General features: G+C 67.0%; 11 protein-coding genes. 5 read left to right on the top strand and 6 right to left on the bottom strand.

Translation table 11 applies throughout. From position 1 onward, the window contains the following. Positions 1 to 5: 5 nt before the first annotated feature. Positions 6 to 722 (bottom strand): HAD family hydrolase, encoded by a 717-nt coding sequence (locus tag K7G82_RS21695; protein WP_246623784.1) that lies wholly within the window; start codon positions 720 to 722, stop codon positions 6 to 8. Further along, positions 719 to 1,594 (bottom strand): nucleotidyltransferase family protein, encoded by an 876-nt coding sequence (locus K7G82_RS21690; protein WP_246623783.1) that lies wholly within the window; start codon positions 1,592 to 1,594, stop codon positions 719 to 721. The genes K7G82_RS21695 and K7G82_RS21690 overlap by 4 nt, the downstream gene beginning before the upstream one ends. Before the next feature lie 293 nt (positions 1,595 to 1,887). Between K7G82_RS21690 and K7G82_RS21685 the strand changes: the two genes are divergently transcribed. From K7G82_RS21685 to K7G82_RS21675, 3 genes are read left to right on the top strand one after another with little or no spacing between them, the layout of a single operon-like run. Then, positions 1,888 to 2,562 carry a response regulator transcription factor gene (locus K7G82_RS21685; protein WP_222992045.1) on the top strand — a complete coding sequence of 225 codons (675 nt, stop codon included), beginning with the start codon at positions 1,888 to 1,890 and terminating at the stop codon, positions 2,560 to 2,562. Continuing rightward, a complete protein-coding gene (locus K7G82_RS21680; protein ID WP_222992044.1) occupies positions 2,559 to 3,917 on the top strand; it encodes a sensor histidine kinase in 1,359 nt (452 codons plus the stop codon). The genes K7G82_RS21685 and K7G82_RS21680 overlap by 4 nt, the downstream gene beginning before the upstream one ends. A gap of 20 nt (positions 3,918 to 3,937) precedes the next feature. Next, on the top strand, positions 3,938 to 5,224 hold the full coding sequence (locus K7G82_RS21675; protein ID WP_222992043.1) for a lipopolysaccharide biosynthesis protein: 1,287 nt from the start codon (positions 3,938 to 3,940) through the stop codon (positions 5,222 to 5,224). A gap of 10 nt (positions 5,225 to 5,234) precedes the next feature. On the opposite strand, the gene K7G82_RS21670 is transcribed toward K7G82_RS21675, so the two are convergent. Both K7G82_RS21670 and K7G82_RS21665 read right to left on the bottom strand, forming a co-directional pair. Then, on the bottom strand, positions 5,235 to 6,395 hold the full coding sequence (locus K7G82_RS21670; RefSeq protein ID WP_222992042.1) for an alpha-hydroxy acid oxidase: 1,161 nt from the start codon (positions 6,393 to 6,395) through the stop codon (positions 5,235 to 5,237). 11 nt (positions 6,396 to 6,406) lie between these two features. Further along, positions 6,407 to 8,614, bottom strand: coding sequence for a TonB-dependent receptor (locus tag K7G82_RS21665; RefSeq protein WP_222992041.1), 2,208 nt, complete (start codon positions 8,612 to 8,614; stop codon positions 6,407 to 6,409). 92 nt (positions 8,615 to 8,706) lie between these two features. Here K7G82_RS21665 and K7G82_RS21660 point away from each other — a divergent pair, with 92 nt between their 5' ends. Then, on the top strand, positions 8,707 to 10,191 hold the full coding sequence (locus tag K7G82_RS21660) for a leucyl aminopeptidase family protein (RefSeq protein WP_222992040.1): 1,485 nt from the start codon (positions 8,707 to 8,709) through the stop codon (positions 10,189 to 10,191). On the opposite strand, the gene K7G82_RS21655 is transcribed toward K7G82_RS21660, so the two are convergent. After that, entirely contained in the window at positions 10,180 to 10,767 is a 588-nt protein-coding gene (locus K7G82_RS21655; protein WP_222992039.1) for a TetR/AcrR family transcriptional regulator, read from the bottom strand. The genes K7G82_RS21660 and K7G82_RS21655 overlap by 12 nt on opposite strands. A 104-nt stretch (positions 10,768 to 10,871) precedes the next feature. On the opposite strand from K7G82_RS21655, the gene K7G82_RS21650 reads away from it, so the two are divergent. Continuing rightward, positions 10,872 to 12,065: a serine hydrolase domain-containing protein gene (locus K7G82_RS21650; protein ID WP_222992038.1), complete on the top strand. Its 1,194-nt coding sequence runs from the start codon at positions 10,872 to 10,874 to the stop codon at positions 12,063 to 12,065. Between the two features lie 65 nt (positions 12,066 to 12,130). Here K7G82_RS21650 and K7G82_RS21645 read toward each other — a convergent pair. After that, the coding region (locus K7G82_RS21645) for a M10 family metallopeptidase C-terminal domain-containing protein (RefSeq protein WP_425517302.1) at positions 12,131 to 12,409 on the bottom strand (279 nt) is incomplete at its 5' end.

Below are 12,409 nucleotides of genomic sequence, written 5' to 3'. Positions count from 1 at the left end.
TGGCGTCAGCGCCGCCCGGTCGTGATCGCGCGATTCGCGCCGGTGTCGCCGCCGGCCGCCCAGTCGAGGATCGGCCAGCCGCGTTCGGCGGCGATCCTGCGCAGTTTCGGCGACGGATTGACCGCGACCGGTTCGTCCGCCCATTCGAAGCTCGGCAGGTCCGACGCGTGGTCGGAATAGAAGCGGATATGGGCATCGCCGCGTGTGATGCCGCGCCGGGCGAGATGATCGGCGATCATCCGCTGCTTCGCCGCGCCGTAGCAATTCTCGCCCGCGATGCGGCTGGTCAGCCGATCGTCCAGCCATGTGCCGCCGGTGGCGACGACATCGTCGACCGAAAGATGCGCGGCGAGCCGATCGATATAGAGGGAGGGCGCTGCGGTCGCGAGGATGACGCGGCGCCCCGCCTCGTGATCGGCCCGGATCCGGGCGCCGCCTTCGTCGTAAAGCCCGCTTGCGAAGATCCGGTCTGCGAACAGGCCCGCCAGCCGTTCCGCGGTGGCGCGCGGAAGGCCGTGCCCGAGCATATGGCCGTGCATGACCTCCTTCATCCGCTTGCGCGAAATCAGCCCGAACGCATAGGCGACGGCCCAGGGCGCGATCAGCGGGATCAGGCCCAGCCGCCAGGGCCGGGCCCGCCGCGCGGCGAACAGCAGGAATGCGCTATAGGTCGGCAGCCGCGTCAGGGTGCGGTCCACGTCGTAAATGGAGATCATCGTCATGCCGAGCGCCGTTCGCGCAGGATCGCCTCCGCCATCGCATGATCGCTGGGCTTGTCGACATCGATCCCCGCCTCTGCATGGGCGAGCAGCACGGGGCGGGCGCGGACGCCCAGCCGATCCCCGGCGCGCGCGATCGCGCCGTGCAGGCTGATGGTGCGCGTCAGCACCCGCAACAGCAGCGCCGGACCGAAGCGGCCGGCGATGCGGAGCAGCTTCTTGCGATCCTGCTCGACCGATTGCCAGACCTCCAGCGCCGATCGCGCGGCCGGTGACCGCAGCGCGAACAGATTGGCGCCGGTATAGGCGCCGCCGCGGAATTTGAGCCATGTCCGCTGCGTGCCCGGATAGCGCGCCATCATGGTTGGCCGGTCGACCAGCCCGACGCTGATATCCGCCCCCGATGCGCCGCCGACGAATGCGTTCACCATCTCCGGCGTCAGCAGGACATTGTCCGCGGTGGTGATGAGCAGCGGGAAAGGCGCCTGTTCCGCGTCGAGGAAATCGAGGATCGAGCGGGAGATCCCGTCGCCCGATCGCGTGCAACGAACCCCCGGATCCTGACGGATCCAGCCAAGATCGGCGCATTCGGCCAGCGCGCCGGGATCCTGCGCCATCACCAGCACCCGTCCGATCGCCGGCGTCGCGCGAAGCGTTCGCACGACGCGGCTGACCATCGCTTCGCCATCGACGCGGATCAGCGATTTCATCGTCTGTCCGAATTGCCGGGCGAGCGGATCGACGCCCGGGCGCCGACCGGCGAGCACGATCGCGGTCCATCCCCCCGCGCGCGGACGCGGCGGCATGGGGAGGGGGTTGCCTTGATATTCCGGTTCGCTTTTCGGCAGGGTGGTGGAATGGGTCGGCATGTCCATGCGCCGATCACTGCCGCCGCAACCTCATCGTCTGATTGGCCCAGAATTTGTTTTTCGAAATGTTGGCTGCTGGCCGCCGCACGGCGAAACCGCCGAATTTCGGGCTTTGGCCGAACCCGGTTCACGCCAACATTGCGAAAAACAAATGTTCCCGCGAGCTATGCGCAAGCTGGCGGGATTAGCAGGCGCCAATTCCCGGGGGAGGTGAACATGGCATCCGCGTTGCCGGCGATGGCGGTCATCGCGGGATTTTCGTTTATAATGATCGCGCGGACGCGGCGAAACGAGGCGAAATGCACATACTTCTGATCGAGGACGATCCCCGCGTCGCCCAGCATGTCATCAAGGGGCTGCGCGAGGCGGGGCATATCGTCGACCATCGCGACGATGGCCGGTTGGGGCTGCTGCAGGCCGCGACCGAGCGTTATGACGTGATCGTGCTCGACCGCATGCTGCCCGCCGTCGACGGGCTGAAGATCCTGCAGACGATTCGCGCGACCGGTGACATGACGCCGGTGCTGTTGCTGAGCGCGCTCGGCGATGTCGACGAGCGCGTGGCGGGGCTTCGCGCGGGGGGCGACGACTATCTGTCGAAGCCGTTCGCGCTTTCGGAACTCGTCGCGCGGGTCGAGGCGCTTTCACGACGCGGGCCGTCCATCCAGGAAGAGGTGCAGATCGCGATCGGGGATCTCGCCATCGATCTGCTGGGCCGTACCGTCCACCGCGCGGGCAAGCGGCTGGATCTGACCGCGCGTGAATTCCGGATCCTCGAATATCTGGCGCGCAATGCCGGACGCGTCGTGACGCGTTCGATGCTGCTCGAACATGTCTGGGATTATCATTTCGATCCCCAGACCAACATCATCGACCAGCATGTCAGCCGGCTGCGGCAGAAGCTGGATCGCGATTTCCCGGCGCCGCTGCTGCACACCGTGCGCGGCACCGGCTATGTCATGCGTGCGCCGTGAGGCTGTTCCGGAGCCTCAGCTTCAGGCTGGCGCTGGCCTATCTGGCGCTGTTCGCGCTGTCGGTGGCCGCGCTGATCGGGCTCTATTACTGGATAAACATCGTCCGCCCGATGGCGGAGACGCGCTATCAGGTGATCCGGGAGGCAGACAGGCTCCACGACGTCTATGTCCGCGACGGCCAGGCGGCACTGCTGGCGGCGGCGGACATGCGCGCGCGCGCACTGGATGTGCGCAAGCCGTTCCACGCCTTCATTTCGCGCGATGGCTCGCTGCTTTCGGCAAATCTGCCGTCCTGGCCGCGAAAGCCCGTGGCGGGCGGCTGGACGATGATCGAAGCGGATCTCTACCGCGACGGCGACGAATCCGATCATGATGCGCTCGCTTATGACCGGGTGTTCAGCGACGGCGCCCGCCTGATCGTCGGCCGCGACGTACAGGATATTTCCGAGCGACAGGAGACGCTTGCCGAGTCGGTGGTGTGGATCGTGATCTTCACGATATTGCTCGGCATCATCGGCGCCGCGCTGATGAGCCGCGCCATCGCGACCCGGATCGAGGCGATCAACGCCACCGCCAGGCGGGTGATCTCGGGCGATCTTTCCGGCCGGGTTCCGGTGCGCGGTTCGGGCGACGATTTCGACCGATTGGCGGAAACGCTCAACCTGATGCTGGCCCGGATCGACGAATCCGTCGAAGCGATCCGGCGCGTTTCGGACAGCGTGGCGCACGAATTGCGCACGCCGCTCGCCCGGTTGCAGGCCGATCTGGAGGATCTGGATGCCGCGCGCGACGATCCCGATGCGCGAAGCCGCCTGATCGGCGACGCGATCGGGGAAGCCGCCCGGCTCAACGGTGTGTTCGATGCGTTGCTCAGGATCGCCCGGATCGAGGGCGGCCGTCATGGCGCGGCGAGCGGAACCGTCGATCTGACCGCATTGCTGCTGGACGCGGTCGAATTCTACGTGCCCCAGGCCGAACTTTCCTCGATGCTCCTGCGCACCGATATCGCGGAAGGGCTCGTTCTGCGCGGCGACAAGGACATGTTGTTCCAAGCGGTTTCCAATCTGCTCGACAATGCGATCAAATATTCGCCGGCCGGCGGCACCATCCGCATTTCGGCGCGCGCGGACGGCCGTCGATGCCGGATCGCGGTGTGCGACGAAGGACCGGGCCTGACGGAAGAGGAATTCGACCGCGCCACCGAGCGTTTCTATCGCGGCCGGCAGGTCGTCGCCTCGCCCGGGATCGGATTGGGGCTGACGCTGGTCGCCGCCGTCGCGACGCTGCACAAGGCGGAACTGAGCTTTCGAAACGGAGCGCCCGGGCTCTGCGTCGAACTCGCATTGCCCCTGTAGACGCTGGGAAAGGCGGGTTCTTGGCTCAGGCAACGCTTTATGGCCGGATGTCGCGCAATATCGGCTGGCTGCTCGGCGGCAAGGCGCTGGGCGGCCTGCTCAGCCTGGTCTATCTTGCCGTCGCGGCCCGGTTGCTGGGGCCGTATCAGTTCGGCGTGTTCGCGATCGTGCTTTCCTTCGGCCAGGCGATCGCGAACCTGATCCAGTTCCAGTCGTCGCAACTCGTCATCCGTTTCGGCGCCGCCCATCTGCACGGCATGATGCCCGATCGGTTCACCGCCTTGCTGCGGTTCAGCGCGTTGCTCGACATCGGCAGCGCGGTGGCGAGCGCGGCGATCGGCTTTCTTTTCGCCGGCCTGTGCGGCCGGCTGTTCGGCTGGTCGGGCGATATCGTCGAGGGTGCGCAATGGTTCAGCCTGTCGCTCGTCTTCTGGTTGCGCGCCACGCCGACGGGGGTGCTGCGGCTTCTGGACCGGTTCGATCGATTGACCCTGGCCGAGACGCTGACGCCCATGATCCGGTTCGCGGGTGCGGTCGCCGCACTTGCCATGCCGCCGTCGATGACCGTTTTCCTGGTCATCTGGGCGATTTCGGAAGCGGCCGCGTCGCTGCTGCTGTGGATGTTCGCCCGGTCGGCCCTGCGGCGCGAAGGCGTCGCCATGTCGCCGGGATGGCCCCGGCGGGTGACGGCCGAAAATCCGGGTCTGTGGCGTTTCGCGCTGGCGAGCAATGCGACGGCGTCGACCAATCTGGTCTGGCAGCAACTGGGCACGCTTGCGGTGGGGGCGGTGGTCGGCACCGCCGCTGCCGGCGGCTACCGCATCGCCTTCCAGATCGCCCAGGCGCTGGCCAAGCCGGCGATGCTGCTCGGCAGGGTGATCTATCCCGAGCTGGCGCGGCTGGGGGCTGCCGGAAATGCCGGGCCGGCGGTGTGGCGATCGACCGCGATGGCGGGCATCGGCGGGGTCGCGATGGTCGCGCTCACGCTGCTGGCCGGCGAACCGGCGCTGGCGCTGATCGCGGGCGCGCCCTATGCGGCGGCGGGGGTCATCCTCACGATCCTGTCGATTTCGGCCGCGATCGACCTGGCCGGTTTCGCACTCGAACCCGCGCTGCTTGCCGCGGGCAGGGCAGGGCATGCGCTGATCGCCCGCATCGGCGGGGCGATCGTCTATGCCGGGCTGCTCTTGTTCAGCATCGATCGCTGGGGCGTCCATGGCGTCGCCTGGTCGGCGGTCGCCGGCTCGCTGGCGGCGCTTGTCCTGTCGCTGCTGCTCGTGCGCCGCGCGGGCGTGCGCGGCGCCTGACGGCAGGCGATCATTTCACTCCGCATGGCCGGACATGCCGTGGCTCCAGCGCGGCGATGTCGTTGACGCCGAGCAGGGCCAGGCAGCGTTCGAACTCCTCGACGAGCAGGGTGAGCGCGCGATCGACGCCGGCCTCGCCGCCGGCGGCGAGGCCGTAGAGATAGGGGCGGCCGATCGAGCAGGCGGTGGCGCCCAGCGCCAGCGCCTTGACGATATCGGATCCGCGGCGGATGCCGCCGTCACAGACGATTTCCGGCCCGGGACCGAGCGCGTCGCGGATCGCGGCGATCCGGTCGACCGGGGCAGGGGTGCCGTCGAGCTGGCGGCCGCCATGGTTGGAGACCGTGACGCTGGTGGCGCCCGATGCGATCGCCCGTTTCGCATCCCCCGGCGTCATCAGCCCCTTGATGCTGAGCGGACCGCCCCATTGGCCGGCGAGCCATTCGACGTCCTTCCAGACGATCGACCGGTCGAACTGACCGCCGATATAGTCGAACAGGCTCATCGGCCCACCGGCCAGCGCATCGACGCGGTGGCTGACATTGGGGAAATCGAAAGGCGAGGACAAGAGCGTGGAAAGCGACCAGCGCGGATGCATCGCGAAGCTCAGCATCGAGCGCCATGTGAGGCGCGGCGGGATCGAGAGGCCGTTGCGGCGATCGCGCTCGCGATTGCCCGCCACCACCGTGTCGACGGTGAGCGCCAGCCCGTGAAAGCCCGCCGCCTTGCAACGCGCGACGAATTCCGCCGTGAGCCCGCGATCCTTGAAGATATAGATCTGGAAGATGCGGGGGCCGGCAAAGCCGGCCGCCAGGTCTTCCAGCCGCGTCGTGCCCATCGTCGACAGGGCATAGGCCAGGCCATGACGCGCCGCCGCGCGCGCCACCGCCCGTTCGGCGCCGCCATGGAACATGCGCGTCAGCCCGGTCGGCGACAGCATCAGCGGCGATCCGACCGGCTGGCCGAACAGCGTGGTCGCGGTGCGGATCGCGGAAACGTCGACGAGCGCATCGGGCACCAGCGCATGACCGTCGAACGCGCTGCGGTTCCGGTCCAGCGAAACCTCGTCGTCGGCGCCGCCGTCGATATAGTCGAAGATCGGGCGGGGCAGGCGGCGGCGTGCGATGCGGCGCAGATCGGCGATGTTGCAGGCGTGGCTCAGGCTCGACATGGCGGAGGAGCCTAGAAATTCACGCCCAGCAAAAGGCCGATCGTCCGGGGACGGGCGATGGCGGCGCGCGCGCCGTCGCCGGTCAGCGGATTGGCGCTTTCGGTCGTCGCCGACAGGATCGCGCGCTTGTCGGTCAGGTTGCTGACGAACAGGCTGGCCTGATAGCGATCGAAGGCCAGGCCTGCCCGCAGATCGACCAGCATATAGCCGGGCAGCTTCAGATCGCCCGGATTGCCGGCGGTCGCCAGCGAATAATAGGCCTGGCGCGTGCCCGTATAGCGCAGGCCCGCGCCGATCGACGGCTTGAGCGGTCCGCCGGTTTCCAGCACATAGTCCGCGATCAGCGCGCCCGCCCAGCGCGGCGAATAGGGCAGCCGGTCGCCGCGCTGGGCGCCCACCGCGACGATCGGATCGCGCAGGCTGGTGTCGGTATAGCTGAGGTTGCCCGCAAGCGTCAGGCCGTCGGCGCTCCATCGCGCCTCCATCTCGATGCCGCGGCTGCGCGCCTTGCCGCCATTGATCAGATAGTTGAAGCCGACCGCGTCCTTGGCCGTCGTCTGGATATCCTTCCAGTCGATCGCGAAAGCGGCGATCGACAGGTTGAGGCGGCGATCGAACAGGCTGGCCTTGGTGCCCGCCTCGTAATTGATCAGCGTGTCCGATCCATAGGTGAGCGGTGCGCCGCCGCCGGGCAGCACCAGATTGGCGCCGCCGGGGCGGAACCCCTTGGCGATGCGGGCATAGAGATTCCAGTCCGTCGTCACCTTGAACTGCGGGGAGACCGCGAAGGTCCAGGCGCTTTCCCTGGAACTGTTGGTGAAGACGGTGCCCGAAAGCGGGCCGAACAACAGGCCCTCCAGCGGTTCGCTCGAATGCTGTCGGTTGCGGCTCCAGCGTCCGCCCGCCTGGATGTTGAAGCGCTCGCCCAGATTGAGCGTCGCATTGGCGAACAGCGCGGTCTCGCGGTAGCGGTTGCGCAGATCGACCGTCTGGAGCGGATTGAACGGCGCCGGTGCCAGCACGCCGGGCGAGACATAGCCGAACGCCTCGTTGAGCGAGGATGAGCGTTCGCGCGTGTAATAGCCGCCGAGCACATAATCGACCACGCCGCCGGTGGGCGACGCCAGCCGCACTTCCTGCGTGAACTTGCGCACGTCATTGTCGACGGGCAGCGCGACGATCGGCGTGGGAATGCCGAGCGAGACCAGCAGCGTGCCGAGATTGTCGCTGTAATCCAGACTGATGCGTGTCTTCTGCCGGCCATGGCTGGTGACGGAGACGAGATCGGCGAAACCGAGATCGAGTTCGGCGACCAGCGAATGCAGCTGATATTCGGTATCGATCACCTCATCGTTGAACGAGGCCTGGCGATAGGCGCCGCGCGTGGGAGCGAGCGTGTCGCGCATCACGGTTTCCTGCGGCAGACCGCCATTGTCGCGCTTCTGATAGACGCTCGACGCATTGATGGTGAGCGTGTCGCTGGGCTTCCAGAGCAGGGCGATGCGGCCGCCGCGATTGGTGGAGCGATTGACGTTGCGCCGGCCGAGCGCGACATTGTCGATAAAGCCGGGATCGCGGCCGATGAAGCCGCTGACGCGCACGCCCAGCCGATCCTGCACGATCGGCGCGCCGATCGCGGCGCGCGCGACATAGCCGGTTCCGCCATGCGCCACGGTGGTCGCGCCGAACTGCGCCTGGCCGCGCACCGCCTGCAATTCGGGTTCGACAAAGACGTATTTGAGCACGCCGCCCAGGGCGTTGGCGCCGTAGAGCGTGCCCTGCGGCCCGCGCAGCACTTCGATCCGGGCAATGTCGAGCAGGTCGGGATCGGGCGTCAGGCGGTTGCCGACCGCCGCCGAGGTGCTCGAATTGGTCGGCACTTCGCCGAAATAGGTGGAGACGGTGGAGGAAAGCTGGTTCGCGCCGGTGTTGATGCCGCGAATGTTGATCTGGCTGTAGCCGGGCGCGACCTGCGTGGTCGAAAGGCCGGGGATCTGTGCCTGATAATCCTCGAAACGCTGTGCGCCCTGCGCGATCAGATCGCCCGCGCCCAGCGCGGTGACCGCCGCCGGCACGTCGATCAGCCGTTCGCTGCGCTTCTGCGCGGTCACGACGATCTCGTCGCCGGCATCGGCGGCGTCGATGTTCTGCGCGAGGGCGGGGGTGGAAAGCCCGGCAAGCAGGGCCGCCAAGGAGGCTCCGGTAAACGCACGACGCATGATGGATCTTCTCCCTGAAGCGATTATGGTCTCGATGAATAAAAAGATTATGCACGCTTTCTTTTTTCGCGCAAGCGGCTAATCATGCGGTCATGACGAACTGGACCACCATCGCGGTAACCGCCCAGGCCATGACGGCCGCTTCTCCATCGCTCGTGCTCGCGCAGGGGGAGGGCGATACGCTCTCGATCGCGCCCGGCGTCGATCCCGGCATCGCCGTGGCGTTGCGCGGCGCGGGCTGGGCGGCGAAGCCCGGGCGCTGGTTCGACTGGATCGGGGCAGGCGGCGCGCGTGCGCTGGTGCTGGGGCATGATACGGCGCCGCAAATGCTCGACTGGCTGTCGCTCGGTGGCCATCTGGTGGCGGCGATGCGCGCGTCGCGCATCGCGGACCTTCGCCTGCCCGCTGCCTCCGCCTTCGGTCCGAAGGACGGCGCGCACGGGCTGGAGATGCTGTTGACGGGCGCGCTGCTGCACGGTTTCAGCCTCGATCATGGGCGGCGCGATCCGTCGCCCGATGCAATGCCGCTGCGGCTGGTGATCGATGCGGCCGACCAGCCGGCCGCCGATCGTGCGATCCGCACGGCCAGCCCGGTCAATCGCGCGCGCGCCTGGGTGGAGCAGCCCGCCAATCTGCTGACGCCCATGGTGTTCGCGCAGGAGGCGGCGGCGGCGCTCACGGCATGTGGCGCGGAGACCAGGATCCTCGATCGCGCCGAACTCGAGCGGCGCGGCTTTGGCGGGGTGCTCGCGGTCGGCCAGGCGAGCCGCAACGCGCCTTGTGTACTGATCGCCGAATGGCGCGGCGCACCGGCGCGCGCGGGCTGGGATGCGGTGATGGTCGGCAAGGGCGTCACCTTCGATTCCGGCGGGCTCAACCTGAAGACCCGCCCGATCATCGAGAAGATGAAGTTCGACATGGGTGGCGCCGCGGCGGTGCTGGGGGCGTTCGAGGCGGCGGTGACGCGCGCCGCCGCCGCCAATGTCGCGGTGGTCGTGCCGATGGCCGAGAATGCGATCGGATCGAACGGCTATCGGCCCGGCGACGTGATCCGGATGCTTTCCGGGCAGACGGTGGAGGTGCTCAACACCGATGCCGAAGGTCGGTTGATCCTGGCCGATGGCGTGACCCATGCGATCGCGGATTATGATCCGCGCCATATCGTGGATGTCGCGACGCTGACCGGCATGATCACCGGCGTGCTGCATGAGGAATATGGCGGAATCTACGCATCGGACGACGGGCTGGCGGATGCGCTGCTCGCGGCGGGCGTGGAGACGGGCGAGTTGTTGTGGCGGCTGCCGCTGACGTCGCGGCAGGATTATCTGGTCGATTCGCAGGTGGCCGATGTCGCCAATCTCGGTGCGCCGGGGTTGATGGGGCTGGGCGTGGGCTCTCCGGCGGCGGGCGCCAAGTTCGTCGAACGCTTCGCGCGAGGGCGAAGCTGGGCGCATATCGATATCGCGGGCACCGTCTGGGCGACGCGGCGCACCGAGCGATCGGGCGTGGGGGCGACGGGCTTCGGCGTCGCGCTGCTCGATCGCTGGATCGCGGCGGTGGAGGGATCAGCCGGCTGAGCGAAAGCCCGGCTGCGCGCCGACGGCATGGTCCAGATAGGCCGCGAGTTCGTCGAGCGAGACGCGCAGCCGGGTCGAACTGCGCATTTCGATCAGCGATCCGTCGAAGATCACGCTGACGAGCTGCGCGCTCTGGCGCGGCGGGAAGGGCAGGGCGATTTCGCCGGCTTCGGCATAGCGGCGCAATTGCTGTTCGATCTGCGCCAGGATGACGCCGCCCTCGTAAAGACGCAGCTCGCGCATGCCTTCGTGCAGATCGGCCATGGCGAGGAATTCGCGCCAGAAGGGGTTGCTGTCGTGATCGTCGCGCAGCCGCAGGATCGCCGCGCGCAGTTCCGGCCAGCTTTCGCCGTGGAGCATCGCGTTGCGCCGTTCCAGCCGCAGTAACAGGATGGCCTCCAGCAATTCGTCGCGGCTCGCGAAATGCTTGTAGAGCGCGCCCATGCTGAGCCCGGTTTCCTCGCAGATGTCGGCTAGGTTGGTCGCCACCACGCCCTTGCGCCGGAAACAGGCCATCGCCGCCTCGCAGAAGCGCAGGCGCTGCCGGTCCATATATTCCTGACTGCGTTTCGGCATTTCGGCTCCCCGGCATCGCTCCCCCTTTTCATACGCAAATTGCGCTGATATGCAAAAGAAAGAATGTGCTCGCTTTATTGGTGGGCAAGAGACGGGAGATCGAGATGAGCCGGTTCATGTTCACGGTGGCGGACGCGGAGGAGGCGGGCTTTTCGGCGCCGGTCCTGGCGGAGCTGGGTGCGCATTATGATGCGATGGTCGCCAATGGCGAACTGCCGGGCCATGCGATGCTGCTGCTGCGCGGCGACAGGCTGGTGCGCGGCCATATCACCGGCTTTGCCGACTGGAACAGCAAGACTCCGCTTCATCCCGATTCCGTCTTCACCCTGTTCTCGATGAGCAAGCCGTTCGCCGCGGTCGCGATGCTGCTGCTCCATGAAGAGGGGAAATGGCAGCTCGACGATCCGGTTTCGCTGCATCTTCCCGAATTCAGGGATATTCACGCGCTGCCCGGCAGCGCCGCCACGCGCGAGCCGACCTTGCGCGAGACCTTCACGCACAGCGCGGGCTTCAGCTTTGGGAAAACGCCGGAGGCGATGATGGAGAAGCTGCAGCGGATCAACTGGGGCGGGTTGAGTTCGCTGAAGGAACTGATCGGGCGCTATGCCGCCATGCCGCTGGATTATGAACCGGGTACCGCGTGGGAATACAGCGTTGCCACCGATCTTCAGGCCGAGATCGTCGAACGGCTGAGCGGCGAGCGTTACGATCTGTTCCTGAAGCGGCGCGTGTTCGATCCGCTGGGCATGGACGATACCGGTTTCGCGCTGGAGCACTCGCAGCTTCGCCGCCTCGTCACCGGCCATATCCTGGATCCCGAAACCGGCCGGCTGCGCGAATCCAGGGCGGAGGAGCGCATCGAGTCAATCTTCCCGATGGGCGGCACCTCTTTCAAATCGACCGCGCTCGATTATGCGCGGTTCGCGCGCATGCTGCTCAATCGCGGCAGCCTGGGCGATGTGCGGGTGCTGAAGCCCGAAAGCGCCGATATGATGCTGGCGAACCATCTGAGCGATGCGTTCATGGAAACCGCCTATCCGATCATGCATTACACGATCGGGCAGGGGAACGGGCACGGCATGAACGGCATGGTCTGCGTGGACCCGGCGCGCGCCGGCCGTCCGGTCGGCAAAGGCACCTATGAATGGGGCGGTGCGTTCGGCACCTGGTTCTGGATCGATCCCGAACATGACATCGTCTGTATCGGCATGACGAACCGCCAGCGCATCCGCACCGATCAGCGTCCGCCCGAAGTGGTGGCGCAGGATTTCGTCTATCGCGCGCTTCGAAAGGCCTGAAAAAGCCGGCCCTGCGATGCGGGGCCGGCTTTTCCGCGCTGTGCTTTAATTCGCGACGCGCCCGATCATGCGAAGGTGATCTGGTTGATGTCGGAGATGCCGAGCAGGGTGACGGATCCGCCCTGTTCGAGGTTGATGCGGAGATCGACGATCTGATCGTTGTTGGTATCGGCGGCGACGGTGCTGAGGATGTCCATGCCGGCGGCGAGGCGGATCGCGTCCTGGCCGGGGGTATAGTCGGTGATGACATCATGGCCGTCCTGGAAGCCGATGACGAACACGTCCTTGCCGGCGCCGCCGGTCAGCGTGTCGTTGCCCGCGCCGCCGATCAGCGTGTCGTCCCC

This window comes from Sphingomonas colocasiae, from assembly GCF_019880585.1.
GTDB lineage: Bacteria > Pseudomonadota > Alphaproteobacteria > Sphingomonadales > Sphingomonadaceae > Sphingobium_A > Sphingobium_A colocasiae.
Note: the sequence above shows the minus strand (reverse complement) of the source record. Positions and strands in the feature narration are given on the sequence as shown.

What these genes read in the sequence shown, in the direction of transcription:
- K7G82_RS21695 (WP_246623784.1), bottom strand. Translation starts at nt 722, where the DNA reads ATGACGATGATCTCCATTTACGACGTGGACCGCACCCTGACGCGGCTG.
- K7G82_RS21690 (WP_246623783.1), bottom strand. Translation starts at nt 1,594, where the DNA reads ATGGACATGCCGACCCATTCCACCACCCTGCCGAAAAGCGAACCGGAA.
- K7G82_RS21685 (WP_222992045.1), top strand. Translation starts at nt 1,888, where the DNA reads ATGCACATACTTCTGATCGAGGACGATCCCCGCGTCGCCCAGCATGTC.
- K7G82_RS21670 (WP_222992042.1), bottom strand. Translation starts at nt 6,395, where the DNA reads ATGTCGAGCCTGAGCCACGCCTGCAACATCGCCGATCTGCGCCGCATC.
- K7G82_RS21665 (WP_222992041.1), bottom strand. Translation starts at nt 8,614, where the DNA reads ATGCGTCGTGCGTTTACCGGAGCCTCCTTGGCGGCCCTGCTTGCCGGG.
- K7G82_RS21660 (WP_222992040.1), top strand. Translation starts at nt 8,707, where the DNA reads ATGACGAACTGGACCACCATCGCGGTAACCGCCCAGGCCATGACGGCC.
- K7G82_RS21655 (WP_222992039.1), bottom strand. Translation starts at nt 10,767, where the DNA reads ATGCCGAAACGCAGTCAGGAATATATGGACCGGCAGCGCCTGCGCTTC.
- K7G82_RS21650 (WP_222992038.1), top strand. Translation starts at nt 10,872, where the DNA reads ATGAGCCGGTTCATGTTCACGGTGGCGGACGCGGAGGAGGCGGGCTTT.